This window comes from Pseudoalteromonas sp. TAP-3C (assembly GCF_059888565.1).
In genome coordinates, this window is sequence record NZ_CM187618.1 from 2,712,837 (window position 1) to 2,739,213 (window position 26,377).

At 37.4% G+C, this 26,377-nt stretch carries 23 protein-coding genes and 1 other RNA gene; 9 read left to right on the forward strand and 15 right to left on the reverse strand.

Features of this window, described 5'->3' with window-relative positions:
* Positions 1 to 210: 210 nt before the first annotated feature.
* The gene (locus AC6H44_RS12750; RefSeq protein ID WP_500735931.1) at positions 211 to 918 is read right to left on the reverse strand and encodes a hypothetical protein; all 708 of its coding nucleotides are present in this window, start codon (positions 916 to 918) and stop codon (positions 211 to 213) included.
* Between the two features lie 255 nt (positions 919 to 1,173).
* Here AC6H44_RS12750 and AC6H44_RS12755 point away from each other — a divergent pair, with 255 nt between their 5' ends.
* Together AC6H44_RS12755 and AC6H44_RS12760 are read left to right on the forward strand one after the other, a co-directional pair.
* On the forward strand, positions 1,174 to 1,881 hold the full coding sequence (locus AC6H44_RS12755; RefSeq protein ID WP_500735932.1) for a hypothetical protein: 708 nt from the start codon (positions 1,174 to 1,176) through the stop codon (positions 1,879 to 1,881).
* Between the two features lie 110 nt (positions 1,882 to 1,991).
* Complete coding sequence (locus AC6H44_RS12760; RefSeq protein WP_500735933.1) at positions 1,992 to 2,942, forward strand: hypothetical protein; 951 nt, start codon at positions 1,992 to 1,994, stop codon at positions 2,940 to 2,942.
* Positions 2,943 to 3,020: 78 nt separating this feature from the next.
* On the opposite strand, the gene AC6H44_RS12765 is transcribed toward AC6H44_RS12760, so the two are convergent.
* The 3 genes from AC6H44_RS12765 to AC6H44_RS12775 all read right to left on the reverse strand — a co-directional run bounded on the left by AC6H44_RS12765 (position 3,021) and on the right by AC6H44_RS12775 (position 6,656).
* Entirely contained in the window at positions 3,021 to 5,015 is a 1,995-nt protein-coding gene (locus AC6H44_RS12765) for an AAA family ATPase (RefSeq protein WP_500735935.1), read from the reverse strand.
* Entirely contained in the window at positions 5,008 to 5,922 is a 915-nt protein-coding gene (locus AC6H44_RS12770; protein WP_500735937.1) for a tyrosine-type recombinase/integrase, read from the reverse strand. Before AC6H44_RS12770 ends, AC6H44_RS12765 begins: the two co-directional genes overlap by 8 nt.
* Before the next feature lie 95 nt (positions 5,923 to 6,017).
* Complete coding sequence (locus tag AC6H44_RS12775) at positions 6,018 to 6,656, reverse strand: response regulator transcription factor (protein ID WP_290218358.1); 639 nt, start codon at positions 6,654 to 6,656, stop codon at positions 6,018 to 6,020.
* Positions 6,657 to 6,780: 124 nt separating this feature from the next.
* Between AC6H44_RS12775 and AC6H44_RS12780 the strand changes: the two genes are divergently transcribed.
* The 3 genes from AC6H44_RS12780 (at position 6,781) to AC6H44_RS12790 (ending at position 10,762) form a co-directional block, all read left to right on the forward strand.
* Entirely contained in the window at positions 6,781 to 8,400 is a 1,620-nt protein-coding gene (locus AC6H44_RS12780; RefSeq protein ID WP_500735278.1) for an IS1634 family transposase, read from the forward strand.
* Between the two features lie 148 nt (positions 8,401 to 8,548).
* On the forward strand, positions 8,549 to 9,094 hold the full coding sequence (locus AC6H44_RS12785) for a hypothetical protein (protein WP_290218361.1): 546 nt from the start codon (positions 8,549 to 8,551) through the stop codon (positions 9,092 to 9,094).
* 18 nt (positions 9,095 to 9,112) lie between these two features.
* On the forward strand, positions 9,113 to 10,762 hold the full coding sequence (locus AC6H44_RS12790; protein WP_500735938.1) for a histidine kinase: 1,650 nt from the start codon (positions 9,113 to 9,115) through the stop codon (positions 10,760 to 10,762).
* Between the two features lie 221 nt (positions 10,763 to 10,983).
* On the opposite strand, the gene AC6H44_RS12795 is transcribed toward AC6H44_RS12790, so the two are convergent.
* The 6 genes from AC6H44_RS12795 to rsmI all read right to left on the reverse strand — a co-directional run bounded on the left by AC6H44_RS12795 (position 10,984) and on the right by rsmI (position 18,349).
* Complete coding sequence (locus AC6H44_RS12795; protein WP_500735940.1) at positions 10,984 to 12,975, reverse strand: hypothetical protein; 1,992 nt, start codon at positions 12,973 to 12,975, stop codon at positions 10,984 to 10,986.
* Positions 12,963 to 13,487, reverse strand: a complete 525-nt coding sequence (locus AC6H44_RS12800; protein ID WP_500735942.1) for a hypothetical protein — start codon at positions 13,485 to 13,487, stop codon at positions 12,963 to 12,965. The genes AC6H44_RS12795 and AC6H44_RS12800 overlap by 13 nt, the downstream gene beginning before the upstream one ends.
* Entirely contained in the window at positions 13,480 to 14,712 is a 1,233-nt protein-coding gene (locus tag AC6H44_RS12805) for a hypothetical protein (protein WP_500735943.1), read from the reverse strand. The genes AC6H44_RS12800 and AC6H44_RS12805 overlap by 8 nt, the downstream gene beginning before the upstream one ends.
* Before the next feature lie 325 nt (positions 14,713 to 15,037).
* A complete protein-coding gene (locus AC6H44_RS12810) occupies positions 15,038 to 16,942 on the reverse strand; it encodes a DUF3258 domain-containing protein (RefSeq protein WP_500735944.1) in 1,905 nt (634 codons plus the stop codon).
* A gap of 127 nt (positions 16,943 to 17,069) precedes the next feature.
* Positions 17,070 to 17,449: RNase P RNA component class A (gene rnpB / locus AC6H44_RS12815), an RNA gene on the reverse strand.
* 42 nt (positions 17,450 to 17,491) lie between these two features.
* On the reverse strand, positions 17,492 to 18,349 hold the full coding sequence (gene rsmI, locus AC6H44_RS12820; protein WP_500735945.1) for a 16S rRNA (cytidine(1402)-2'-O)-methyltransferase: 858 nt from the start codon (positions 18,347 to 18,349) through the stop codon (positions 17,492 to 17,494).
* Between the two features lie 60 nt (positions 18,350 to 18,409).
* Here rsmI and AC6H44_RS12825 point away from each other — a divergent pair, with 60 nt between their 5' ends.
* Genes AC6H44_RS12825 through dolP form a run of 4 tightly spaced genes read left to right on the forward strand, consistent with a single transcriptional unit; the run spans position 18,410 to position 21,866 of the window.
* Positions 18,410 to 20,290, forward strand: coding sequence for a penicillin-binding protein activator (locus AC6H44_RS12825; RefSeq protein ID WP_500735947.1), 1,881 nt, complete (start codon positions 18,410 to 18,412; stop codon positions 20,288 to 20,290).
* Between the two features lie 9 nt (positions 20,291 to 20,299).
* Positions 20,300 to 20,671: a YraN family protein gene (locus AC6H44_RS12830; RefSeq protein ID WP_500735948.1), complete on the forward strand. Its 372-nt coding sequence runs from the start codon at positions 20,300 to 20,302 to the stop codon at positions 20,669 to 20,671.
* A gap of 42 nt (positions 20,672 to 20,713) precedes the next feature.
* Complete coding sequence (locus AC6H44_RS12835; protein WP_500735950.1) at positions 20,714 to 21,307, forward strand: SIS domain-containing protein; 594 nt, start codon at positions 20,714 to 20,716, stop codon at positions 21,305 to 21,307.
* Positions 21,300 to 21,866, forward strand: a complete 567-nt coding sequence (gene dolP, locus AC6H44_RS12840) for a division/outer membrane stress-associated lipid-binding lipoprotein (protein ID WP_500735951.1) — start codon at positions 21,300 to 21,302, stop codon at positions 21,864 to 21,866. The genes AC6H44_RS12835 and dolP overlap by 8 nt, the downstream gene beginning before the upstream one ends.
* A gap of 623 nt (positions 21,867 to 22,489) precedes the next feature.
* Here the strand turns inward: dolP and AC6H44_RS12845 are convergent.
* The 5 genes from AC6H44_RS12845 to petA form a co-directional block, all read right to left on the reverse strand.
* Positions 22,490 to 22,927 carry a ClpXP protease specificity-enhancing factor gene (locus AC6H44_RS12845; RefSeq protein WP_500735952.1) on the reverse strand — a complete coding sequence of 146 codons (438 nt, stop codon included), beginning with the start codon at positions 22,925 to 22,927 and terminating at the stop codon, positions 22,490 to 22,492.
* Positions 22,927 to 23,553: a stringent starvation protein SspA gene (gene sspA, locus AC6H44_RS12850; protein ID WP_500735953.1), complete on the reverse strand. Its 627-nt coding sequence runs from the start codon at positions 23,551 to 23,553 to the stop codon at positions 22,927 to 22,929. Before sspA ends, AC6H44_RS12845 begins: the two co-directional genes overlap by 1 nt.
* A gap of 81 nt (positions 23,554 to 23,634) precedes the next feature.
* Positions 23,635 to 24,378 carry a cytochrome c1 gene (locus AC6H44_RS12855; protein ID WP_500735954.1) on the reverse strand — a complete coding sequence of 248 codons (744 nt, stop codon included), beginning with the start codon at positions 24,376 to 24,378 and terminating at the stop codon, positions 23,635 to 23,637.
* Positions 24,375 to 25,640 (reverse strand): cytochrome b, encoded by a 1,266-nt coding sequence (locus AC6H44_RS12860; RefSeq protein ID WP_500735956.1) that lies wholly within the window; start codon positions 25,638 to 25,640, stop codon positions 24,375 to 24,377. Before AC6H44_RS12860 ends, AC6H44_RS12855 begins: the two co-directional genes overlap by 4 nt.
* Complete coding sequence (gene petA / locus AC6H44_RS12865; protein WP_500735957.1) at positions 25,640 to 26,230, reverse strand: ubiquinol-cytochrome c reductase iron-sulfur subunit; 591 nt, start codon at positions 26,228 to 26,230, stop codon at positions 25,640 to 25,642. Before petA ends, AC6H44_RS12860 begins: the two co-directional genes overlap by 1 nt.
* Positions 26,231 to 26,377: the final 147 nt, after the last annotated feature.

Below are 26,377 nucleotides of genomic sequence, written 5' to 3' on the forward strand. Positions count from 1 at the left end.
GCAGCCCGTAACCCGTAACCCGTGGCTAAACACAAAAAAGCCCGCAGCGTTAACTACGGGCTTTTTATTAAATGAGTGAGTTAGCCGGTAAGTTAACTGGGAGACTCAAATATAAACATATAAATCAATACGTTAAAATTTTATGCACGTTTAAATATACAGGCTTTGGCACAGTATTTGGCACAGTTTTAATTGCGAGTTTAAAACACCTCAATCTACAACTTTTGGTTTCCAATACTGGCTGATATCTCTCTCATCCATCATAGGATAGAGTTGGATTATAAGAGCATTAACCTTTTTATCTATCGGTAACTTTTCAAAGTTTCTTGTGGCTCTTTTCTGGGTATTTCTCCAACAAACCTCTGTTACTGTGATATACGAAAAGTTATGCAATTTCAAAATAGCCTGTCTGGCTAAGTACTCATCATATTCTAAATTAAGCTCATAAAAAATATTACTTATATATACAGCGAAATCCAAAATAAAGAAAGGTTGAGTCTCATTGGGAAACCCATAATAAAGAAGACCATCTTCACTAATATCTTTACACAAATCGTCAACATTCAGCTGTTCTGGAAGGAAAAATACATTTCCTTGTGGGTGTGTTTGAAAATACCTATGCAGATATATTGCGAACTTAATTTCCAATGAATCTAAATGAGGGTTGGTAATTACATTTTTGACAAATGAGTCAGGTACTTCTTTTTTGATTTTATAGAAGTCCAAGTATGTGCCACCTTCATGTGGAAGATTTACATACTCATCAATCAAATTTTTTCTCTGTGATGAAAAGTCCACGTGGTCATCCAGATATTTAGTATGACTACCCCCGCCATGTGGCGTTAGCTTTAGGGGGATGCTTTCTGTCCCAAGCTTAAATTTTACAGGCCCTACTAATAATTGCCTTTTCTTGGCCATGGATTTTTATTCCCCCATAAGGTTTTGTCACTACTTGATTATAACTTAGTAAAAACAGTTAGTTAAAAGTCTAGCATTTTCATTTTTTTATTCACGGTTTACATAAATTTTATTCTGTTACCTTTACCGCTCTAGCACTTACAAAATCTAGCGTTCAGCGATGCATGCTTTTTTAGCTATGGGGGAATGTTACTCCAAAATATCCCAGTAATAATGTCCTTTCAGTAATTACTTTGAAGCAATAGGAGCTACACGATGTCAAGTAATAGAAATAAACATGAACAGGTTAAATCAAAGAAAAGCAAGCTGAAGAAAACAGAGCAAACTACAGCAGCAGTGCTATCAGCAAAAATTATTAAAGGAACAAAAGCAAACCAGCGAACTATTTATGACTTTTGTAACGGTGAATATTTTATAGAACTAGGTTACGAGAGCTTAAAAGAATGGGCTATAAAAAATCAAGATAAATTAGGCCGTAGCTACGACTCAATTAACAATGACTACCATACGGCATGCATAACAGTTGATATGTGCGGGGTCAACAATATTGGAAAGTTCACTCCATATTCCCTCTTACAGTTAAAAAATCTGACTCCTGAGTCAAGAAAAGAGTTATATGAGTTAGCAAAAAAAACATCAAACAAGGAAGAGTTAACAAGTAGCGATTTAACTAAGAATACGGTGGGTGAATATATGATTGAGCTTGGTTTTAAGAAGAGTGAAACACATGAAAAAAATACTCAAGTAAACAAAAACTCGCATTCATTTAGTCAAAGTGAAGCTTACTTTAGGTTTAACAAAGCATTACAGAATGCTAAATCAGATAAGTTTTCAAAACGTATCGCCATTGCAGTTAAAGAAACAGTAAAAAAGAAAAATATTTTACGTATTTGTAGAGAAATACTACCAGAAGAAGGCACTCAAAAAATTAAAAATCAGCTACAGAATCTTATAGACGGCTAACCCTTTATTTTCCTGCTGGCCTTTTTTAGTCAGCAAAATACTAACTATTGAGACTTTATAACATGGACCAATATATAAAATCATGCAACATAGACTATATGCGCTTAACATTGAAAATCGATGATCAAGCACACCAAAAGCAAGTAAAAGAAAACATCTTAGAGCTTTCGAAACAAGTAGCAAAAAATACATCTACTCCGCTTTCTCAAGTTTTACTGAAAAGGGCAGGCTATCAATACTTCCTTAGGTTACCACTATTTTCCGAATTTAATTATGCTACTAGTAATGAAGAAACGCCCCATATGCTAGTAAAATGCTCTCATAATGCTCTTGATCGAAGGTTTATTGCCTTTGAGCTAAAAGGGCATAAATACAGTAAGGGTGAATGGCATTGTGTTAGGCTATTTATGGAACAAATCCTAAGTACAGAACTTTACAATGAGTACTGGGATAAATTAACCGTATCAAACGTAGATATTGCTATTGGGAGTGACCTGCCAATATCTCAATTACTGTTTGATAAACTTTTGGCTCGTAAAGCTGGGATCTATTTTAGTTGCAATGGTGATATCGAGACAGTGTACTTTCAACCTAAAAATAAAACCCAAGAAATTACTGTTTACAGTAGGTTAGCCAAAGCAAAAAATCGAAGACTAAATACTGAGGTACAAGAGAGTACTAGGGTTGAATTAAAGCTTGGAAAAATGAAAATGTTGCTTAATGACTTTATTAACAACCATGATTATTTATTTAAATTCAAAAACATTAAATCCTATGATTTTGGGCGAATTAAAGACTCTTCAGCTCTAGGTAAATACGAACTTATGGCTATTCATGCTATGGGGCTCACTCCATTTTTGAGAAAGCATGTGAAGAAAGAAAGAAGTAAAATTAGAGGAGCGATTAAACCATATCAAGTACCTGTTATTGACCTGAAAAATATCAACCTATTATGGTTAAAACAAGTTGATAAGCTTGAAGTAATGGATCCATTTAATAAGTTACCTAAAAGTAAGCAACGTCATTATAAGAGTAAGTTAAGCACTATGTATTTGTCATAAGCATATATTTACTGGTTACCCCTCATAATAGCGAGAATGAAGAGTTGAAACTCTCAACTCTTCTTGCTTTAAAATAGATTAAAAACCTATACGCCGTTTACAATCGCCTTTCAATTTCTGCTCTTCAAACAAGAACTCTAATACTTCAATCGATGTCGGCACTTTATTCAAAAAACGCATTTTTCTTGCTATCACGCTAAAATCACCAGGAGTTATGCGATCTAATCCAACCAATTTAGCGCTCTCACTTTTACCTAAGGTTTTTTTGCCTGTTAAGTTTAATATCATTCGTGATACTTGTTCAGGTGTTAAGTAATCTAGTTCAAGCTTAAAATCACAACGGCGAAGTAAAGCTTTATCTAAACGCTTTTTAAAGTTGGTAGCTGCAAAGAAAGGAAGTTCAAACATTTCAAGGTTACATAATAATTGGTTTACGGATTGAACCTCCCAGCTGTTTGTGGCGCCCTCACGGCTTGAAAATAAACTGTCGGCTTCATCAATAAATATAGCTGCACCTTCTTCTATTGCCTGTATAAATAAGTTCTTTATATTTTGTTCACTCTCCCCCACCCATTTACTTAAAATGTCTGAAGCCTGAACGCTAATTAGCTCAAAACCTGCTTCTTGGCATACATGATTCACGAATGCTGTTTTACCAGTACCCGCAGGGCCAAATAGTAACGTTCTCGCACCATGATGGTTATTAAGAGCGTTGGTTATATCATTAAGATTAGAAAACGAACCCTTTAAGTTAATATTGGTATGGTCAAACTTCAGCTCTGGTTTGTAATGCATTTGGTTTAAATCAATACCCGATGCAACCATTACTCCTTCAACATACGAATCTATAAACTCTTGAGCTGCCTCACTCTTATAACCACATAAACTAGCCCCATGGCTGGCTTTACTTATATTCGCCAAGCTTAGGTGTTTGTTCGAAACCACCTTTTCAATAAAGCTTTGGCTTACTTTTAGCTCATTAAAGTACCCTAGGGCATGTTCTAAACGCTTTTCCTTCGTTAGCTGGGGCATTTCAAGTACAAAATCAAAACGCCGCACACAACTCTCAGGGATATCTTCAATATGGTTCGTTATCCATATGGCTGCACCATTAGGTTCTTCAATTAAGCTATGCAGAAGCTCTTTTGGTTCACTAGAACCAAACATGTTTACATCGAATATATCTTCACACTCATCTATAAGTAACACTCCATCACGGCGTTCCCCCATTAACTTACGTGCCATAGATAGGTTATGTATACGGTAACTAGTTGAAGACTTTGTGCCTAATTGCCTTTCAACTTGTGCATCAACTTCAGAGCTAGATTTAACCTTCATTAAAACTAGGCCAGCATTACTACATAAAGACTTAGCTAATTCAGACTTACCCGTACCAACAGCCCCATATATCAATATATTTAAGCCATTATTACTTGATCTCTTCCAACCATTTAATAAGCTTTTTAGGTGGAACGTATCCCTATGGCCAAAAGAGCTCAAATTGTAACTAGCTGGTTCTTCATTTTTTAAAAATAGCCCTAATGCATCTTTAGTCCTGTATTGGTGGCTAGTGAATAAATAATGGGCAAGAGATTTAGGGAGTAATGGTAGCTCATAGTCAAAAATACGGTTTTTATATAATCCAATCGATTCAAGTGCTTCTAAACACTCCTCCAACTCAATCTCTCCAAGCCCCAATAACACAGTGAATGCATCTGAATATGAATACGCAGATTTAGTAATAAATTGCTCTATAGACCTAAAAATGGTTGGTTTGAGAGTACCAACAATAATAAACTCAATAAGTGAGCTAGCATTGCTTGGCAATCCAATACTTTTGCTAAAGTAACGGCTATTTTTTGAAAGTAATTTTTGGTCAAAGTCTGTAGTTATCTCAATAAATGAGTCGTATAGTTCATCCAGATCAACAGGTAAATTTGATCTTTTTGATCCTGATAGTTGCTGTACTTCCCTAGGGCTATATTGTTCAAACGTATCATCATCAAATAAGCCTGATTCTATTAACTTGATACCATAATGGCTTGTAAATTGGCTTATTAGTAACTTATTCATAATCACCACATCCATTCACAGATAAAGTATTAACGGCGCGCTTTAAACTGTCCACGCCACGTTTATCGTATAGCTGTGTGGTAATAATGCTTTTATGCCCTGCCAACTTACTCACAGTAGAAATATCCACACCATTAGCCAAGAGTGATGAAATATAAGTTCGCCTCATATCATGGGGTGTAAACTTCTCCCCCAAAACGTGATTAGTTCTGGCCGTTACAACGCTATATATAGTTTCAGGTGAAATAGCACGAGCTTGAATAGCTTTACCATTCAAAACCACGCAAAATAATGGCCCCTCGTTTTTACCACGTACCGTTAGCCATGAGCTTAAATACTCTAATACCCAAACTGGTAAGTACTGCGTTCTAGTACGGTTTCCTTTTCCCTTATGGATAACAACTAGCTGATCAGCCATTGAAAAGTCACTAAGCTTTAAAGCCGAAACTTCAGATCTTCTTAATCCCGCACCAGCCATTAAAGCCAATAATGCAATATCACGTGTGCTAATAATTGAAGATGGTGTATAGGGCTGCTTTAATATGCTTTTTAGCTGTGTGGCTGTAAGTGACTTACCTTTTAGGCTTGGTTCTATATGGGGAAGCTTAAGAATATTAAACTTTTCTAGTTCGTGCTGCTCAATTAAATTCATAAAAAAAGCAGTTTTAGCTATGGCTTTAATAACTTGAAAAGTAAGTTGAATGGTTCTAGCTGACTTATTATTAAGTGTTAAGCTTTGTTTAAGCGTAGAGAGCTGCTCAAAGCTTAGCTTGTGAAGTGGTAATGCAGCTAGCTTATCGTTCAATAATAAAGTGTTTTTAACACTTTTTATCAGTGAAATAACAGCCTTTCGCCCTGTTGGCGCTAAGTTGTTTAAGTAGCATTCTGTAGGTGTGTAATTAGACATAATAGATACCTCTTATACATAAACGTATAGTCGGTATACATGACTAACTACTTAAAACCAGAGCTGTTTTTGACTGTTTAAGGCTATTTAATTCACTAACTCAAATCTTCAACACAAATCACATGCTCAGCTAAAGCTAGCTTTGTAAGCTGTATTTGTGATGTTAAATTCAATTTAGTCATTATATTTGCACGGTGAACATGAGCTGTCTTTGGCGTTATGGTAATTTTTTGTGAAACTTGTTTGGCATTAAGTCCTTGGGCAAGCAGCTTAAATATTTCTGACTCTCTCGGTGTGAGCTTACTTAGGCTACTGCCAATTGTGTTATTTGAAAAGTAGCTAGTATTTATAGACGGGCTAAAGAAACGTTGGCCTCTATTGACCGCGTTGATAGCAATGAGAAGCTCATTAGCCGCATCTCTTTTTGAAAGGTAAGCATCAACTCCGAGGCCCAAAGCTTTATCAATATATGACTTTCCCTCATACATACTAAGCATAATACGTTTAATATGAGGGAATTTTTTGCCAATATACTCAGCGACTTCAAAACCACTTTTATCTGGTAAAGATATATCAATAACAGCACAATCAGGTAATGAGGTTTTTAACAATGACTCGCACTCTTTAAAGCTATTTGCTTCAAAGACGACACTCCAGTGTGGGCTCTCATCTTCAATTAAAGCTTTAAAGCCTTCTCGAACCATTTGGTGATCATCAATTAGTGCAAACTTCATTTAAGCTCCTTGTTACATCAGACATTGATTAGACCAAATTCATAAACTTTTATTTAATGTTAGGTTAAAAAAATCCTAAGTTTGCTGTAATTTGATACAATAACACCTCAACTTCGAGGTGTTTATGAACTTAAAAATCAAACGGTTAGATCATCATGGTATTGTTTCAGGTGTCATTGCAGACTTAAAAATAGTGTCCCTTTTAGACCAATATTTACCTCAAGATGAAAAGCAAGAAATTACCCCAGGTGAAGCGGTTAAAGGCATGATTATGAACGGCCTTGGGTTTGCCAATCGTCCTTTATCTCTCAGTCCTCAGTTTTTTACTAATTTGCCTCTTGAACATTTGTTCCGTAAAGGTGTTCAAGCATCGCATTTTAATCGTCATAAATTGGGAAGAACCCTCGACCAATGCTTTGATTTTGGTTGTGAAAGCTTATTTTCACTCGTCTCAGAGCAAGCATGTCAACTTGAACAGGTTGATCGTACATTTGAATCATTAGATACAACGAGTCATTCTCTTACTGGTGAATATGCCGTTGACGAAGAAAATACCGATGAAAATATAATAAGAATCACGCACGGCTATAGCAAAGCTCATCGTCCTGATTTGAAACAAGTAGTACAAGAAATTATCGTTAGCCAAGATGGTGGTGTGCCACTTGCGTGTAAAAACTGGGATGGCAATAGTGCTGATACCGCTATTTTTGAAGCACGCAGCAAAGCCCTTGTTAATGAGTTCAAGAAAAGCAAGACCCCGAAATTTCTTGTCGCTGATTGTAAATTATATCATCAAAATAACGCCGAGTTTTTATCTAAGATTCAATTTATAACACTCATTCCTTCGACAATTTCGCTCGAGAAATCCTCCATCTCAACCGCTATTAAAAATAACAGTTGGATAAAAATTGATGATAACTATCACTATGTTGTTAATAATGTTGAGCACATGGGAATAAATCAGCGATGGATGGTTGTTTACTCAAATGCAGCAAATAACCGTGCAGTAAAAAGCATCGCTCGACAAGTCGAGCGTGCGCATACCCAGATTAAAAAAGCCCTTTATCACCTACAAGCACAGCGGTTTGCATGTCAAACCGATGCACAACGTGAACTTAATAAGTTAACGAAAAAATTTAAATATCATAAAGTGGCAACGATGCAGTTCAATGAACATAAAGTATACGAAGGGAAAGGCCGACCTAAAAAAGGTGCGCCAGTGAAATGTATAGAATGGCAAATAAGCGCAGAGATTGAAGAGAATGGCACTGCAATTAAAAAGGCAATAGAGCAAAAGTCATGCTTTGTATTAGCAACAAATGCAGATGAAAAAGACCTAAGTCCAGAAGATTTACTCACACATTACAAAGCACAGTCTGAAGTAGAAAAAGGCTTTAGATTTTTAAAAGATCCGTTATTTTTTGTCTCATCATTATTTATAAAAAAGCCAAGCCGAATAGATGCACTGTTGATGATAATGACACTCTCTTTATTAGTATATTCAATAGCTCAAAGACGATTAAGGGCGAACATGGAGAAAGTAAAAGCAACCATTCCAAACCAAATTAATCAGCCAATAGAAAGACCCACATTAAGGTGGATATTTCAATGTTTTGAAGGTATCAATTTAGTTCAGCATGGAGATAAAACCTACTTAGATGGGTTTAATGAGCTACGAGAAAAAATAATAAGATTCATTGGCGGTCACGCTATGCATTTATATAAAATAGAAAAAGTGGTATAGGGGTCTGATCAATGTCTGTTACATAAGTTGATTGTAACCTTAATTCTGCTTTCCTATGTAAGAATTTTTCTTATTTCATTAAGAATGTTGCTAATTAATTAATTGCCAACTCCATTGTATTCTCATTATAAATTACAAGGAGTTAACGATGAATAAAATAGCGAGCGAAACGGTACACTTTCAAAATGTTTCGGTGCTACTGCATCATATTGGCGAGTCAAACTACCGGCTGGAATGGACTAGTAAAATGACGAAGGGATCGACTAATCTAGTTAAAACAGGTAAGAATAAATATGTTGTTATTCGAAAGTGGCCCAAAAATAAAAGTCTAACTGACGTAGTGACTAACTTCACTTCGCGCAATGCCGCCTTTGTTCACTTTATAAAAAATGTCGATGTTATAAAGTGTAACGACCTGCTAATACTTAAAGCAAAGCAGCAATGTTTGGATTTTTTTACCCATTGTGAACATATCAAATCAATCAAAAAAGCAGCATTCCCTAAACCGCGACTACAGGGTGCTTTAGGCAGAGAGGTTATAGTAAAACATAAACGCAATATGTCTGATGTCGCACAAGGCTTTTTACTACAACTTATTGGGAATAAAGCTGAAATACAAGTCACTCAACGATATACTCTTTGTAATTCAAACCCAAAACAGCAGTTTGATACAACACAGGTTTATCTATTATAAATAATGGAATTCAGCTTCATGGAAAGAGTAATTGCTGGTATTAAGCTTCAACACCTTTTACCTCAAATAAAAGCCATAACACCAACACAAGTAAAACGTTACCTGATCGCTTGTACGCTAATAATATTTCTAGCGCCAGCTATTGAAATCGGCTTTTATCTTTTTTCATTCAACTTTGTCGTCTATGAAAACTTTGTAAGTTGGTACTTCCCTGCTGGAGTTAGAGTTGTATGCTATTTATTCTTCCCACTTCGATATTGGCCTGCCTTAACGATTGGCTTTACGCTTGGTCAAATACTCTATACTTGGCATTTCTATGATGAAGCACTATTAGATATACCCTATCGCTTAGCAAAAAGCATGTTACGAGAGTATTTAATTTTATTACCTGTAATTGCAATAAAACTATTAAAAATACCACTCAATATTAACACCGTAAAAAATGCAGTAATTGTGATTTTTGCTGCTATTTCATATCGCTTAATTCGCTCAATTATAATCATCGCGTTCAATGACAGAAACAATAAGTATAGACTGATCGCAGATGAAGAACGCTTCGAAATGATACTGGCACATCAACTAGGTGGAATAATTCCTATACTAATCATGTTGCTACTGTTTTTTTCGGGAATGGTTTTATACAAAAAATGGCACATCCTAATAAGTGAAAATTCAGCAAAATTGATAGGACAACTTATTATTTGTTTGTGCTTATTTATTACAGCTTACCAATTAGAGCCTAAATCTTTATACCTTTTGAGAATGTTAGCGATATTTCCATTAATTTGGTTTAGCTATTCATTTGGTGCGTTAGGTGCTTTAAGTTACGGTTCAATAACGGTTATAACACTACTAGTTAATGTGTATGGTTCAAGCCACACTGAATTGATGCTAAATACACAGCTTTATATTATTACGTATAGCGTACTTGCAATCTTACTTAGTGCATTTGTAACTGAATTAAATAAATCTAAAACCGCGCTATTAAACCAAAACAAAGAGTTAATAGAACTCAGTTCACTTACTCAAAACCTAGCAACTAAAGTTGTCAATGTACAAGAGTCAGAGCGTAGCCAGTTATCACAAGAGTTACATGATGATATAGGTCAAAACCTTACTGCTTTAAAAACTAATATTGCAATTTTAGAGAAGAAATCAGCTAGCTATAATGAGTTAGACAATACGATTTTACGACTCAAAAATGTATCTAACCATATGTACGACTCCGTTTATAGACTTATGCACTGGTTAAGACCACGCTTGTTAGATGAGCTTGGATTAGAAGCTGCATTAAAAAGTGAGTTATTTTCAGAAAACTTAAAAGATGCAGGCGTTTCATACAGTTGTAAAATTAATGGCCCTGTAGATACATTGACTGAAAATTATAAAATAGCCATTTTTAGAATCTGCCAAGAAGCATCTACCAATACAATGAAACACTCACTAGCAACAGAGTTTTCAATCGATATAGCTTATAACAGAGATCAACTAGAGATTATCATTAAAGACAATGGAATAGGCTTATTTGAGCAGTCAAACTCAAACTTTAATAGCGGGTTTGGCATTGTAGGTATCTATGAGCGAGTGGCAGTGTTGAATGGTGAGTGTAAATTCAAAAATAATACAAATGGTGGTTTAACAATAACTATTCAGTTCACAACGAAATAGAAAAGCTATAACGCTCTATTTTAAACAGTGATTAACATCATATAAGTCATTTTCGGTTTACAATAACAGCGACATCTAAACTGCATGCCTCTACCCCTTTCAATCAACTAACGTTAATATGTATTAACGTTAGTTGACTGGGTACAAATGTTAAAGCCCTAATACACAATTATGAGGTTGCCACAAAACTAATTATTCACTATGAATAAAACATAATAGAATTAGATAACTTTCTTCTTCAATAGCATATTCTCTTCCTGCTTATCCGGCATAAATAACGCTCGGTTGCTTTTTAAAGATTTAGGATACTTATTCAAGCCAGTTGAAATAATAACCTGAAAGTCAACATTATGCTTTTTTAACCCTTCTAATTGATCAATACAATTAATCAGATGATCCAACTCAATCCCTGCGGTCTCAGGAGTATCAATAAGTAAAAAGCGAGGGAATGTAACTGACTCATCGGAAAGGGCTAACTCCATTAGAGTAATGAAATACATTAATCGAATAGAAACCAACGAGCTTGTCTCCCTATATAGGCCTTCATTAATTGAAGGTAAATAGTTTTCAAGTTTGATTTTGGCTGTACTGCAGTCAGGCAAAGTTTTTTTCATTAATTCATCATACTTCTTACTGAATGCATTTACTTTTGAGGTTACGTCCTGCTGAGCTTTTATCTCAAATGCTTTTCTTTTTAGTTCAGCATCTTTTGCCGTGTGGCTAATAGAGTCAAGGTCACTAAGAAAACCCTCTAATTTTGACTCAATCTCTAATAGACGAGTTAAGTTTGCAACCTCTTCTCTAAGCTGTAATATTTTATCATCAATATCATTTAAGCTTTCAATGTCGACTATTTCATCGACCCTACCAAGCACTTGTTGTAATTTTTCACGTAAAACCACTAAGTTGTTCTCTACAGACTCAATTTCTTCCTTTGCCTCTTTAACCTCAGAATCACAATCAATGTATGCAGTTTTAATTGTAGATAACGTTTTAAGCTTTGCTTTTAAAATATCTTTATATTCTTTCGAGGTATAAAAAAACCTTTCATATTGTTCCTCTTCAATTGACGAACCACAAACGCAATGGCCTTCTGTGCGCTCAACGTGGCTTAAACAATAAGGGCAAGTATCTGATGTAAAGAGGTTTAGCTGATCATGAGAAAAAATGACTTTTTCAATACGTCTAATTTCTGAAGCCGACTCACTCCTAATTGTGCTCAACTTATATCGCTCATTCAGAGCCGAAACTAAGGTCTCTTTTAATTGACTTAACTTTAATTCGCCTTCAATTAATTCTGACTTACAAAATTCAATATTTTGATTGATGCTGTTTGAGCCAGAGCGATTACGTTTAAATGCTTCTCTCGCATTATGAAGTTTATCAATTTGCTCTTCTTTCTCGGTAATCTCTTTATTTAAAAAGCTAGAGTTTTTTATCTCACCATCCGGTCTCATTTTATCAGCTAATTGTTTGTACTCAGTTACAACAGCCTTAGCTAATCCTTTTTTCCTCGATAATGTCTTTTCCTCCACTATAGAGTCATAGTAATCGGAATAAGCCTTTCCAACTAACAACTCAAATATAGCTTTTCTGACTAACTCAGAATCAGACACATAAGTTGAGTTCGTATCGGGTTTTTTATAAATACCTTCAGGGTTTGGTTGCTGATCATGATAAATTAATCGCATTAAATCTGATATGTTGATTTTGAATGTATTATATCCATGAAAAAGTTCAACTACAGATATTTCCAGCTTTGATAGTAGCCAGTCAGAAAAAACGTAAGTTTCACTACCTCTGTTAATAGGGTATATCTCGGTTTTATCTTCTAACAATAAGAAGTTTACTCTTTCTTCAACTAAAGTTTCATCGTCATCTAAGTATATTTTTTTAACAACCCGCTCATAGGGAATTACTGTAATTTCGTTATCGTTAAAATATCGTCTAAGCAAATAAGTGTTATCATTGATCGATATGTAGAGATCAACATAATTGTCACTATCTGATGTTATCTCGTAATGACGTGTATTATTATTTTTTCGAAATATAGGAACCTCTCCACCTAATGCAAAATAAATTAAATTACAAAAGGTACTTTTCCCTGTCCCATTATCACCTTCAATTAAAATAATATTTTTATCAAATTCTGTAGACTCAAACTGGTACTTATTTCCCTCGTACTTGAGCTTATTTACTCTCATTCTGCCCATGTTGGAACTCCATTTTCAGTATAAATCTTATTTAACATGGTACTTTGCGTTAATGATGCCAAACGCTTTATCTTTTTTGATATATCTTTTATATTTTTAAGTTCTGAATCAAAGATATTACTTTTGAAGAAATCATCTGGCAGATTCCCCTTAATTAAAGTTACATCAATTTCTTGAGCGTTACCTCTATTTAGGCTTACATAGCCCCTCTTCTCAAGAGTAAAAAGTAACTTTAGAATTTCACTTTTACGTGTCAACCCACTTGAATAGCTATCAAGCAAACATTCATAGTCTTTAGGATTAGGCTTTTCCCCTAATGAGTGAGTAACCACATATACCTTTTTATCATTACTAATAATGTCAGTTAAAAATGCTAACTTTCTATAATCCCTGAAATATTTTCCATCACGACAACCTAGTGACTCTAAAATAACAAAAACAGAATAGCAATAAAGGTAAATATCTTCTCCACTCAGGTACATTAACCTCTTTTTTGTACTTATATTACTCATTGCTGTACTCATCAAAAGCTAAAAAACAACCATCAAATAAATTCAAAATAATACCTTCGATTGTTTTATCATTAGAAATCGTATACCTGTAATCGGCTTTTAACATTGATATATCACCTACAGCTTTACTCACAAGTGCTTGAAGAATAGCGTCCAGCTCATTATCTTTCTTGGGCGGTATATAGTCATCTTTTAAAAAATATTCTTCACAAGCCTCAAAAATACGATATTTCAAAGACAAAAAAGATTTATCCGAATCACGCTCTTCATATTTAGACCCACTAGCTTTTCTTGCTAGTTGTTTGATTCGGCGTTCTGTAACATCTTTAACTACTGAAACCACTTTTTCTTCAAGGTTTCGTTTGTCAGTCACATCATTTTCCAATTCAGAAATATACCTCCATGTAGGGTCTATGCTTTCATCTGGAATTTGAGACTCAGCCTCTTTAAAAATCAATTTCACATCAGAGCTATGAACTAGTTTATCAACTAAATTCTTGCTACTTTGTTTTTCACTTAACTTATCCATGAGTAAACAGAAAATTATATTCTCTTTACCTATGTGTGCATTATTATGGAGGGGGGATAGCTCTATCTCTTTTAGGACAGTTTGTTTCAGCGCATCTTCATCTTCTTGGCCAAAATTCCATAATATTTTACTTAAAAAGACTTTGAAATCTTTAATAGTCAAACTTTTAAGCGTCTCTAAATTCCCTGAGTTTGGCTTGTTTTTATATTGCGAAGTGTACTCTTCGACAAGAATATCTTTAACCAAACTAATAGTGCTGTCTTCCGCATCATCTAACGATTGAAGAACCTCTAGTATCGGTTTTTTTGGCAAGGTTATTTTTACGCCATCATTAAGCCCAGACTTCCTCTCTTTACCTATGCTTCTTGTCGTATAAAAGCCTAAATGAACACTACTACTGGTACGAAATTGCTCTGTATAAATATCAAAAAAACTAACTAGAGTATTAGTAACTGGGGGACTAAAAATTGTGAAGTTGCCTTTAAGATCATAGTTTTTATCTTCCTCAAAGTAGTTAAAAACTTCACCATCGACAATTATTTGATGAGAAACATCTTCAAGATTTTCAACCGCAGTAAAAAATACTGTGTTTGTACTCCGCTGGATAGTTTTAAGCATTAGCTTTATGGCCCTTATAAGTTGCAACCTAAAGCCTTTCCCTGAGTCTCCAGCTTCCCTATCTATCGTTTTTTCCATAATATTGATATTCCACCGCTTAAGTTCTTTTTCATTTTATTTTATTAAAGCGATACTTCTAAAGCATAGCCTTTTTAGTGTGGTACATATCCAATATACTAAACACTCTTTTGCCCCACTTTACCGAGCATCCTACAAACTGACTCTAAGTAGATTTATCAGTTAAAAATTCGATTATGATACCAATGTCTGCATTAGATAGAAAGAAGCGGGATAACTAGCAATAAGTAACTTGCTGATTTTTTTTGCCCCATAATCTAACTGGTTAGGAATAACAATAACTTTTCAGCAGTAATGTATATACTCAGTATAAATAAGAACATTATTAGTCAGAAAAGTTAAATGAATCCACTACTTTTGCTAACCTTTTCAAACTAGCACCACCATGTGTGTACTTATCAGTTATCCCACCTTTAGAAAGTTCATGACCAACAACTTGTTGTATCAATGAAAGATCAAACGAATGATTATTACGTATGTTACTTATAAACGTATGCCTAAAGCTATGATAACTGCGAAGTTCATCTAGCTCATTAAGGCTAGGTATTTCAAGCTCCACAACTAAACGACCAAACCAACTAGTGATACTCTCAGCTGAAGTTATTTCGTATAGAATACGTTCTTGCGCTTGCTCTACATACTCTAAAAAGCCAAGCTCGATTAGGCGTTTATGGATAGGGATTTTACGTTTTGCATTATTAGTTTTAAGGCGTTGTGATTCGTGTTCATCAGTTACTAATATGTAGTTAATACCATCTTCAACACGGATATCGGGCTTTCTTAACTGGTATATCTCTGTACGCCTTGCGCCTGTATACATGGCTAATAATAGTGACCACTTTTGCCACGCATGTTTTGTTTGCATTGCGAATACTTCAAACTTATTAAGTTCTTCGCTATTAAAAACACCACGTATACGCTGCTTAAAGTCTCGTTTTATAGTACATGGTGAATGCTGAATATATTCAACAGTATCTCTTTTAGCATAGGAGAATATCCCCTGTAACCACTTGTAATAGCCTTGAACTGTTTTAGGTGTAACTAAGTCAACTTCTGGCACATCGAAGTCTAGGCACTCTTGCAGGCTCATTTTGCTGTATGGTGCGCGATTCTTTTTAGGTAGTTGATAACAACGGTCAATAAAGCGACCTATATCACTCGCTTTGTAACTTTCAATTGCTTTATCTTCACTCAGTAAACACCATGCTTCGTAGTGCCGAGCATATTCTTTTAAAATCCTATCGTTTAGACCTGAATTTACTTTGAAATCTAAAAACTCAGCATACACTTCTGAAAACAATGGGCCTTGAGCTTTTGGCTTTTCTTCACTTGGCTGACTTTCAATTATGGTGTGTGAGCTTTTATTAAACATTGAATCTAATAAATGTTTTTGCTCTGAATCTTTAGTTAAGCAAGAAGCCAAGTATTTAGCCTGTAAATTTCTTGAGGTTTCTAGCATACTTTTAAATGCTGAATACTCTAATGACCCATGTTCGAACTCTACATCGTGTTTGTTTAGGGTTTCTATTGCATCGATGTTATCGGCATAAAAGTTGTCGTTTTCATCTGAGTCATCAAATAAGTCTTCATCTGTTTCAACTTCAGAACTATTAAACATACCAGCGAGTAAAAACGTATCTAATTGGCGTGCAAGTTGACGAACACTTTTTTCGATTTTTTTATTAGCTACAATATCGGCATTACTTAAACCACTATTTTTAAGTGCCATGTACTTGCTGACCAAAACATAAATATTAAGAACGTCATAATCATTGTTTTTTATAGCTTCAAGTAATAACTCACCCGTTTCACCATCTGCAATAGAAAGCATAATGTTTGCTGCGGTTCTCAAATGTGTAGGTGAGTGATTGTTTAACGGCTTAGCTTTAATGCCATTTATAGAATGTGCAGTTGAAGCATAACGTTGTTCTTCTTTTGCTATTATTTTTTTGCTTAGCTCATGGGTAAGTTTTTGCTTCATATGAATTAAAATACGTTTTGCTTGAGTGATTAAAGTTTCAGTATCTATATTGTGCCGATCACTCGCAAGTATTTTTAGTTTATCTAATTCGGGTTTGATTAATTCAAGAAAGTTTAAAGCATGATGAAGGTGTTTGGTTTTAAGTGAAATGCGTATATCGGAGCCGATAAATTTACGAGGGAAAACATAACGAAAATAGTAACGTTCTTTTCGTAGTATGAGGTGTTCAGGGAGTTTGATATGTCTCATTAAGTTACCTATGTGTAAGTAACGTATTGAGTTTATTTGGCACACTATTTGGCACACTTCAGAAATTTTGTGCCATGAGATTAGTGGTTCAAGCGTAAGCATCTAATAAATCAGATGCTTACGCTTGAGTTTGAGTCAGCCGGTAAGCCGGGTTCTGTGCTTTCCGAAGAAAGTGATAATCATTCGTCTAGGCCATAAATCGCTCTATGGCTCAAGCAACCTACCCGGTTCTCACGTGGGCCACGCGTTCATTATTTAAAATGATAGAACCCTATTTGGTCTTGCTCCGAGTGGAGTTTACCTTGCAACCAACTGTTACCAGTGGCCCGGTGCGCTCTTACCGCACCCTTTCACCCTTACCAATCCGAAGATTGGCGGTCTCCTCTCTGCTGCACTTGTCGTGGGCTCGCGCCCCCCAGCCGTTAACTGGCACTCTGCCCTATGGAGCCCGGACTTTCCTCCCCCTACGCATTTTCGTTGCAGGCAGCGATTATCTTGGCTAACTCGGCGCGCAGTATACATGAGCGAGATAGTATATGCAGTAAAGATTTAGCCTTTTTCGTCAATAATTGTTTTATAAAGGGCGTTTTTTTTCATGCCAAAATACTCAGCCACTACACCACAGGCTTTTTTCATTGGCATTTCACTTTCAAGCAGTGCCAACATTTTGCGTGCCTCTGGCGGAATATCATCAACCACCTTAGGTTTACCCGGCAGCATGAGCACTATTTCACCGCGTTGCTTGGTTGGATCGTTCGTTAAAAACTGCTTTAACTCACTCACTGTGCCGTTAAAAAATGTTTCAAAGGTTTTGGTGAGCTCTTTGGCAAATACCACCTGTTGCTCGCTACCTAAGGCCGCTTCTAAATCGTCAAGGCTTGCCATAATACGGTGAGTACTTTCATACATAATACTGGTGATACCAGAATTAACCGCATCAATAAAAAAGTCTTGGCGTGCTTTACTTTTTGCGGGCGTAAAACCTATAAATTGAAAGCGATCAGTTGGCAGCCCTGAACAACATACCGCAGTAATTGCAGCGCATGCACCGGGGACAGGTGTTACACTTGCGCCCTGTTCACGGCATAAATTAACAACCGCATACCCGGGATCACTTATGAGTGGTGTGCCGGCATCAGACACCAACGCAATATTTAATCCTTGATTAAGTTGATCGATAATCTGTTGTGCTTTTTGCTTTTCGTTATGATCATGTAGCGCAAAGGTTTTAGCCTTAATGCCAAAGTGGCTGAGCAACTTACCTGTATGGCGGGTGTCTTCAGCTGCAATTAAGTCAACCTGCGATAATGTCGCGATTGCACGCTGACTTAAATCGTCGTAATTGCCGATTGGGGTGGCAACAACGTAAAGAGTGCCAATTTTATGTGAATTCTCCTCATTTAACATTGAGGTCTCCTGCGTCAGTCAGTAATATAAGCAAATCGCGTTAACGTATGGGAAATCATTGTGCGACTTAAACTAGTTAGTCTATTAATTATATTGTCAGGGTTATCGGCGTGTAGCACAACCGAAAAACCAACTAAAACCAGCGATAACTTTAGTAACAGTGCCAATACGCTGAAAAATGAAGCACTCAATGCGCAATCTATTTACCAATTAGCGCAAAGCCGCTTTGGTGCAGATAAAATTCAGTTACTTTACAGTGCGCGTGATAGCGCAATAACTGAAGAGAATTGGCCATTACTTGAAAAAATAGGGACTGAACTTACACTCACGGCCAGTGTTGATCAAATTCAAAATCGCTTATATATTGCTTTTGCACAAAAAGAGCAAAACAAAAACCAGCAAGCACTTGAGGTATTAAACTCGCTTGATGGCGAGCTTAAGCAACCTGAGCACTTTGCTTGGCACCAATTTTTAACTGCGAGCATTTTCGCCTCTCAAAACTTACCAAAACGTGCAGCGCCGTACTTTTTTGCAGCGTCTGAATCTTCAGCTAAAAACGATATTTCAATTCCTCAACTTGATAAAGCATTATGGAATAATTTAAAGCAGCTTTCTTCCTATGCATTAGAACGGTTAAATCGTGGCTCAGTTATTCAACAGGGCTGGATAAATTTAGCGTTATACCATCAAGTTTATGCCAATAACTCGGTTGATTTAGATCAAGCAATAAATAATTGGCGCCGCCGTTATTTAGGTCACCCAGGGAATAATGTACTTCCTAAAAAAGAAAGTTATATTGATGATTTAGCACCGCTTAATATTGAACGCTTGGTTGTATTACTACCTCAATCAGGTGCTAATCAGCGTTTAGGAGATGCATTAAAAGCCGGTATATTGGCAGCGCTTGATAAAAAACAGATTAACGAAACGCTGTTTATTGATGAAAACACCGAAATACAGACATTGAGCGCCAAAATTAATGAGCTTCAGCCTGATTTTGTCATTGGCCCACTGTTAAAAGCTAATATCGATAAGCTTGCCAATGCCAACACCTTGTTCGATATACCCACGTTACATTTGAACACCTTTGATGGTGAAAGAACATCGTTGCAACACTACTTTTTTGCGCTTAACCCTGAGCATGAAGTACAGCAAACACTTGAACATTTTTTAGCACAAGGCTATCAAAAGCCTATGCTGTTAGCGCCAAATAATACCAGTGGCCAACGCTTAATTGACTATTTTAATTTACAATGGCAGCGATACAGTGAAACCAACACACAAGTGGGCTTTTATAATGACAATAAAGACATGCCAAATACAATTACTAGTTTGCTAGAAGTTGATAAATCTAAAGAACGCATCAAAGCGGTTAAAGCACTTTTTAATAAAGAAGTCGAAAGTGAAACACGCTCGCGTAGCGATATCGATGCAATTTATATACTTGGCGATGCCATTGAAACCCGCTTAATTAAGCCTTACCTTGATGTTAACGTAAGTACATTCGCCGAAAGAATTCCTATTTACGCCAGCTCAAAAAGTCATAGTAAGCAAATCGATACAACCGACAAAGGCGATTTAGAGGGGTTGTACTTTACTGAACTCCCTTGGATGTTAAACTCACAAATTACGCAACATAATCTTCGCCAGCAATACAATACGTTGTGGCCTGAACAAGCAGACATAAGCCAGCGTTTATTTGCAATGGGTTATGATGCTGTAGCCATGCTTGACGATATTAGGCAATTAACCATCACACCCGATAAATATTTTTCAGGGTTAAGTGGCAACTTATCAATAAACAGTGCCGGTAATATTGAGCGCACACTGCAATGGGCACAATATAGCGATCGCCGTATAAAAGCGGTGCAGCTAAAAACGCAACAACCAGTGCCACTGTTTATGCAATCTGCAAACGAGAATATTGCAACGTTTGACTAAGGGGCGAGTATGTCGTGGTTTAAACAGCTGTGGCAAAATAGTCGTGAAAAAGGCCAATATTATGAGCGTCAAGCGCAAAAACACTTAGAAGCGCACGGCTTAAAAGCGATTGAGCGTAATTACTATTGCCCTTATGGTGAGCTTGATGTGATTATGAAAGACGGCAATACCTTAGTGTTTGTAGAAGTTAAATTTCGTAAAAATAAGAGTAAAGGCGGCGCTAATTATGCGCTAAGCCCGCAAAAGCAAGCAAAGTTAAAACGCACTATTTATCATTATCTCGCGGCTAAAAACTTAAAAAATCAGCCTCTGCGTATTGATTATGTTGCCATAACAGGCGAGCCATCATTACATATAAATTGGCTAAAAAACGTATTTTAATACTAAATATACACAGAATTAGGTATAAATTGTTGGTAACTCATGCAAGATACAATTAAAGAAATTTTTAAAGAAAGCATTCAAGTTCAAATAGCGGCCGGCGAAGTATTACCCAGTGCGTTAGAATCAGCGGCATTTACCATAGCGCAAAGCCTCATTAATGGTAATAAATTGATCTGCTGTGGTGCAGCAAATTGCCATATGTTAGCCCAACACATAGCAGGCGTGTTAGTAAACTTTTACGAAACAGAGCGTCCTTGCTTGCCCGCAATTGCCCTCTCGCAAGAAAACGTTAACTTAGGACAAGGTCATCAAGTTGATGACTATGATACCTTTGCGCGTCAAGTACGTGCCTTTGCTCAGCAAGGTGACTTATTGCTTGCATTAGCAATTAATGGCAATGAAAAACATATAATTTCTGCAGTAGAAGCGGCACTAACCAAAGATATGAAGGTCATAGTAATGGTGGGTGACGATGGCGGTGAGTTAGTAGGTTTACTTGGCCCTAACGATGTAGAAATACGCACACCATCTAAACGCCCTAGCCGCATTATTGAATCGCATTTAGTTAACCTTCACTGTTTAAGTGAGTTGGTGGATTTAACCCTTTTCCCGCAGGATGAAAATTATGTTTAAGCGCCCTCTACTTGTTTTAGGTACCGTTTTATTACTGCAAGGCTGTGCAGCAGCTGTAGTCGCCGGTACAGCCGGTGCAGTTACTGCCGCAAACGATCGACGCACTATTGGCTCACAAATAGATGATAATAATATTGAAATTAAAGCCAGTATTGCAATTAGCGACGTTGAGCGTTTAAATAAATTTGCTCACATCAGCATTATCAGCGTTAATGGCGTGGTATTAATGGTTGGCCAAGTCCCAAACCAAGAAATGAAAAACCAAGCACTGAAAACCATAGAAAGCATTTCAGGCATTCGTAAAATTCATAACCAATTACGCATTGGCACTAATATTGGTATCACCACGCAAACACATGACTCGTGGTTAACTTCAAAAGTAAAAGCACAACTTTTAGCGGCCGAAAACATCAGCAGTAATAATATAAAAGTAGTGACAGAAAACGCTGAAGTTTACTTAATGGGGCTAGTCTCTGACGCCGAAGCCAATCAAGCTGTTAATATTGCCCGTAATATCTCTGGCGTAGAGCGTGTTATAAAAGTATTTGAGTATTTGTAAAGATATCAGGTTCGAGGTTCGAGGTTCGAGGTTCGAGGAATTTAAAAACCTTGCGTTTAACATTGCAAGGTTTTTTATACCTGTAGCAGCGGGTTTACCCCGCGTCGGTATTAGGTTTTAGGCCCGCAGCCCGCGACTCGTTGCCCGTGAACTTTAACCCAAACACTGTACTTGGTTTAGTCTCTGCCTAAAACCTAATCCCTACTCTTTAATCTTTAACCCATAACCAGACGCGGGGTAAACCCGCTGCTACACTAATCAACCTTAACCCGCTTCTCGCAACCCGTAGCCCGTAGCCCGTAGCCCGTAGCCCACGGATTTTAAACCAAACCTGCGCGGCGTAAAGCCCCGCCTACACTCAACCTAAACACTACGTTTGGCTTGTTTTCTGCCTAAAACCTAACCCCTACTCTTTAACCTTTAACCTTTAACCTTTAACCAGACGCGGGGTAAACCCGCTGCTACACCAATCAACCTTAACCCGCAACCCGTCACCCATTGCCCGTTACCCGTCGCCCGTTGCCCGCAACCCGTCGCCCGTCGCCCGTCGCCCGCGGACTTTAACCTACATGACAAGCATAAAAAAACCGCTTATTAAGCGGTTTTATATCAACACTAACGAGTTATTTTATAACACGTAAATGTGAGCCTTTTTTCTTTTCAGGCTTAGGAGCTGGTGTTTCATCGGCTATTTCAAACGATGTATCAGCACTGTCAAACTCTGAATCAAACGCGTCTTCATCCTCTAAAAACTCATCTGCAGTAAAGACTGTGCCTTCGCCATTTTCGCGTGCATATATTGCAAGTACGGCGCCTAAAGGCACGTATACTTGCATTGGCTGACCACCAAAGCGCGCGTTAAAACTAAGCTGAGTATTATCTAACGAAAACTGAGTCACCGCTGAAGGGCTAATGTTCAGCACAATTTGGCCGTCTTGGACAAACTGTGTTGGTATTTGCACTGCAGGAAAGTCAGCATTAACCACTAAGTGTGGTGTACAGTCGTTATCAACAATCCAATCAAAAAAAGCGCGAAGTAAATAAGGACGATTTGAAGTCATTATAAACGGATCTCACGCTCTGCTTCAGTTAAAGAGGCTTGGAATGATTCACGCTCAAATAAACGCAACATATATTCTTTAAGCTCTTTAGACCCTGCGCCATTTAACTCAATACCAAATTCAGGTAAACGCCATAATAGTGGAGCTAAGTAACAATCAACTAAGCTAAACTCCTCACTCATAAAGTAAGGGGCTTCACTAAATATAGGTGCAACAGCCAGCAATGCTTCTGTAAGCTCTTTGCGCGCTTGCGCTGCTTCAGAGGTGTTGTTAATAATTTTTGCAGCTAGACTGTACCAATCAGTATCAATACGATGCATCATTAAACGACTACGACCACGCATGACCGGATATACAGGCATTAGTGGAGGGTGAGGAAAACGTTCATCAAGGTATTCTATGATGATGTTTGCCTGATATAAACCAAGCTCACGGTCAATCAGTGTTGGCACTGTACCGTAAGGGTTAATTTCGTGAAGTGCTTCTGGCAGATTATCCTTTTCAGCCATATGAATATCTACACTTACACCCTTTTCTGCAAGTACCATACGTACTTGGTGGCTATACATACAGTTAGCACCAGAAAAAAGGGTCATTACAGGGCGCTTATTGGCAGCTACGGCCATGCCTATACCTCCATAAAATAACAAAAACAGCAATAGGGGCTTAAGCCCCTATTGCAAAATTACCTTTAAATATGTTCAAACTTAATGAACATCTCTCCAGTATTCTTTCTTAAGCAAAAATGCCAAGATAAACAGGATAATTAAAAATCCGATTACCTTAAGACCCAGCGCTTCCGATTCAAGACGTGTAGGCTCGCCTACATACTCGAGGAAATTCGTTAAATCACGAACTGCTTGGTCATATTCATCAACACTTAATTCGCCCGACCCATCTGTTTGCGTACCAGTAATATGGGTGGTTGTTTTACCATCTACTGTTACTTCTTCAGTTATTGCAGTTGGCACACCTTGTAACTCTTGCAGCACATGAGGCATCCCCACCATTGGAAATAATCTATTATTTACGCCAAACGGACGAGATTCATCTTTATAAAATGACTTTAAGTAAGTGTAAATCCAATCACTGCCACGCACGCGTGCAACATTAGTTAAGTCTGGCACAGCTGCGCCAAACCACTTTGCAGCATCGTCTTTGTCCATCGCATTGAGGATATGACCGCCTACTTTTGAACCATCAAAAATAAGTTGCTCTTGGCCAATCGCTGTTGGAATACCAATATCACGAAAAGTACGTTCATAACGCTGATACTGCATTTGGTGACAACCAAGGCAGTAGTTCATAAACAACTTTGCACCGCGTTGTAAAGATGGCTGATCAGATATATCGTTACCCGCTTCCATTAAAGGAACCGACGGACCCGCCGCCATTGCCGGTAACACGTTTACTGATAAAGCAAATAAACCGATTAATAGCTTTTTCATCATTTCAGTAACCTCTCTGGCAATGGCTTAGTTTTTTCATTCTTACTGTAAACAAATAACAGTACGAAGAACATAAAGTAAGTCACAGTACAGATTTGCGAAACCAGCGTTTTAAAGTCAGTTTGAGGTGTAGCACCCACCCAACCTAAAAGAACGAAAGTAACTACAAAGCCTGCAATGTTCCACTTGTGGAAGCCACAACGGTAACGAACTGAACGAACCGAACCACGGTCAATCCAAGGCAATAATGCAAGTACTACAATAGATGCACCCATTGCTGCAACACCCATTAGCTTATCTGGAATCGCACGCAAAATTGCATAAAACGGCGTAAAGTACCAAACAGGGAAAATATGTGCTGGTGTTTTAAGTGGATTTGCCGGTTCAAAGTTTGGCGCTTCTAGGAAGAACCCCCCCATTGCAGGCATAAAGAAGACCACCCAACAGAACAAGATTAAGAAGCCAACCACACCCACAATATCTTTTACTGTGTAATAAGGGTGGAACGGTATCGCATCAAGAATGTCTTTTTTATCTGTGTAGTATTCATGGAACTTAAACTTAGGCTTGTCTTCTTCAGCCACGGTTCCTTTTTTACGTTTGTTATCAATACCTTCTGGGTTGTTAGAACCCACTTCGTGCAATGCAACAATGTGTAAAAATACTAAAATAACAATAACCAGTGGTAGTGCAATTACATGCAGTGCAAAGAAGCGGTTAAGCGTTGCACCCGAAATAACGTAGTCACCACGGATCCACAGAGTTAAATCATCACCAATAACCGGAATAGCGCCGAATAATGAAATGATTACCTGTGCACCCCAAAACGACATTTGGCCCCATGGTAATAAGTAACCCATGAATGCTTCAGCCATTAAGGCTAGGAAAATAAACATACCGAATAACCACAGTAATTCACGTGGTTTTTGATAAGAACCGTAGATCATGCCACGGAACATATGCATGTAAACAACGATGAAAAATGCAGAGGCACCCGTAGAATGTAAATAACGTAATAACCAACCATATTCTACATCACGCATAATGTATTCTACTGATGCAAACGCCCCCTCAGCAGAAGGTACATAGTTCATTGTTAACCAAATACCCGTAAGGATTTGGTTTACTAGCACTAACATAGCTAGAGAGCCGAAGAAGTACCAAAAGTTAAAGTTTTTTGGTGCTGGATACTGTGCAATGTGCATGTTCCAAACACGTGTCATTGGGATACGGTCGTCTATCCAACTAACAATTTTACCAAACATTAGGCCACCCCTTGTTCTTCGCCCACTAAAATAGTGGTCTCATCAAGAAAAGTATACGGTGGAATTTCTAAATTTAATGGTGCAGGTACCGATTTAAAAACGCGGCCAGCCATATCAAATTTAGAACCATGACACGGACAATAAAAGCCGTCATCAGTCCCTTCCACTTTTTCACCAAAGCCACCTTGTAAAAAGCTAGGTGAACACCCTAAATGCGTACAAATACCTACAGCGAGAAATATCTCAGGGCGTAATGAACGATAATCATTTGTTGATGATTCTAATTGTTGTGGCTCTAGCGAGTGCGGATCACGAAGTTGACCTTCATGTTCTTTCATCTGCTCAAGCATTTTTGGGGTCCGTGATACAACCCATACAGGTTTACCACGCCACTCGACACGTATTAATTGTCCTGGCTCAAGTTTGCTTATATCTACTTCCACAGGCGCACCCGCAGATTTAGCTCGCTCACTTGGATTCCAAGACGCAATAAAAGGAACAGCAGCCCCAGCCGCACCAACACCACCTACAACAGAGGTAGCTATGGTTAAAAAGCGACGTCGGCCATTGTCTACAGGCGCATTGCTCATCCACTTATCTCCACTATGATTCTCAACACTTGCTATATTGAGAACATCAGTTACAGCAGGTTAATTTTTGAATTTTAAAAGAGAAACGATCATAATTAAAACCCTTGCCTAAAACAAGGTTATTAACAGCCTATTACTCGAATAATC

What these genes read in the sequence shown, in the direction of transcription:
- AC6H44_RS12800 (WP_500735942.1), bottom strand. Translation starts at nt 13,487, where the DNA reads ATGAGTAATATAAGTACAAAAAAGAGGTTAATGTACCTGAGTGGAGAA.
- AC6H44_RS12845 (WP_500735952.1), bottom strand. Translation starts at nt 22,927, where the DNA reads ATGACTTCAAATCGTCCTTATTTACTTCGCGCTTTTTTTGATTGGATT.
- AC6H44_RS12805 (WP_500735943.1), bottom strand. Translation starts at nt 14,712, where the DNA reads ATGGAAAAAACGATAGATAGGGAAGCTGGAGACTCAGGGAAAGGCTTT.
- AC6H44_RS12855 (WP_500735954.1), bottom strand. Translation starts at nt 24,378, where the DNA reads ATGATGAAAAAGCTATTAATCGGTTTATTTGCTTTATCAGTAAACGTG.
- AC6H44_RS12835 (WP_500735950.1), top strand. Translation starts at nt 20,714, where the DNA reads ATGCAAGATACAATTAAAGAAATTTTTAAAGAAAGCATTCAAGTTCAA.
- AC6H44_RS12750 (WP_500735931.1), bottom strand. Translation starts at nt 918, where the DNA reads ATGGCCAAGAAAAGGCAATTATTAGTAGGGCCTGTAAAATTTAAGCTT.
- AC6H44_RS12780 (WP_500735278.1), top strand. Translation starts at nt 6,781, where the DNA reads ATGAACTTAAAAATCAAACGGTTAGATCATCATGGTATTGTTTCAGGT.
- AC6H44_RS12830 (WP_500735948.1), top strand. Translation starts at nt 20,300, where the DNA reads ATGTCGTGGTTTAAACAGCTGTGGCAAAATAGTCGTGAAAAAGGCCAA.
- rsmI (WP_500735945.1), bottom strand. Translation starts at nt 18,349, where the DNA reads ATGTTAAATGAGGAGAATTCACATAAAATTGGCACTCTTTACGTTGTT.
- AC6H44_RS12790 (WP_500735938.1), top strand. Translation starts at nt 9,113, where the DNA reads ATGGAAAGAGTAATTGCTGGTATTAAGCTTCAACACCTTTTACCTCAA.
- AC6H44_RS12860 (WP_500735956.1), bottom strand. Translation starts at nt 25,640, where the DNA reads ATGTTTGGTAAAATTGTTAGTTGGATAGACGACCGTATCCCAATGACA.
- sspA (WP_500735953.1), bottom strand. Translation starts at nt 23,553, where the DNA reads ATGGCCGTAGCTGCCAATAAGCGCCCTGTAATGACCCTTTTTTCTGGT.
- dolP (WP_500735951.1), top strand. Translation starts at nt 21,300, where the DNA reads ATGTTTAAGCGCCCTCTACTTGTTTTAGGTACCGTTTTATTACTGCAA.
- AC6H44_RS12795 (WP_500735940.1), bottom strand. Translation starts at nt 12,975, where the DNA reads ATGGGCAGAATGAGAGTAAATAAGCTCAAGTACGAGGGAAATAAGTAC.
- AC6H44_RS12775 (WP_290218358.1), bottom strand. Translation starts at nt 6,656, where the DNA reads ATGAAGTTTGCACTAATTGATGATCACCAAATGGTTCGAGAAGGCTTT.
- AC6H44_RS12755 (WP_500735932.1), top strand. Translation starts at nt 1,174, where the DNA reads ATGTCAAGTAATAGAAATAAACATGAACAGGTTAAATCAAAGAAAAGC.
- petA (WP_500735957.1), bottom strand. Translation starts at nt 26,230, where the DNA reads ATGAGCAATGCGCCTGTAGACAATGGCCGACGTCGCTTTTTAACCATA.
- AC6H44_RS12810 (WP_500735944.1), bottom strand. Translation starts at nt 16,942, where the DNA reads ATGAGACATATCAAACTCCCTGAACACCTCATACTACGAAAAGAACGT.
- AC6H44_RS12785 (WP_290218361.1), top strand. Translation starts at nt 8,549, where the DNA reads ATGAATAAAATAGCGAGCGAAACGGTACACTTTCAAAATGTTTCGGTG.
- AC6H44_RS12770 (WP_500735937.1), bottom strand. Translation starts at nt 5,922, where the DNA reads ATGTCTAATTACACACCTACAGAATGCTACTTAAACAACTTAGCGCCA.
- AC6H44_RS12765 (WP_500735935.1), bottom strand. Translation starts at nt 5,015, where the DNA reads ATGAATAAGTTACTAATAAGCCAATTTACAAGCCATTATGGTATCAAG.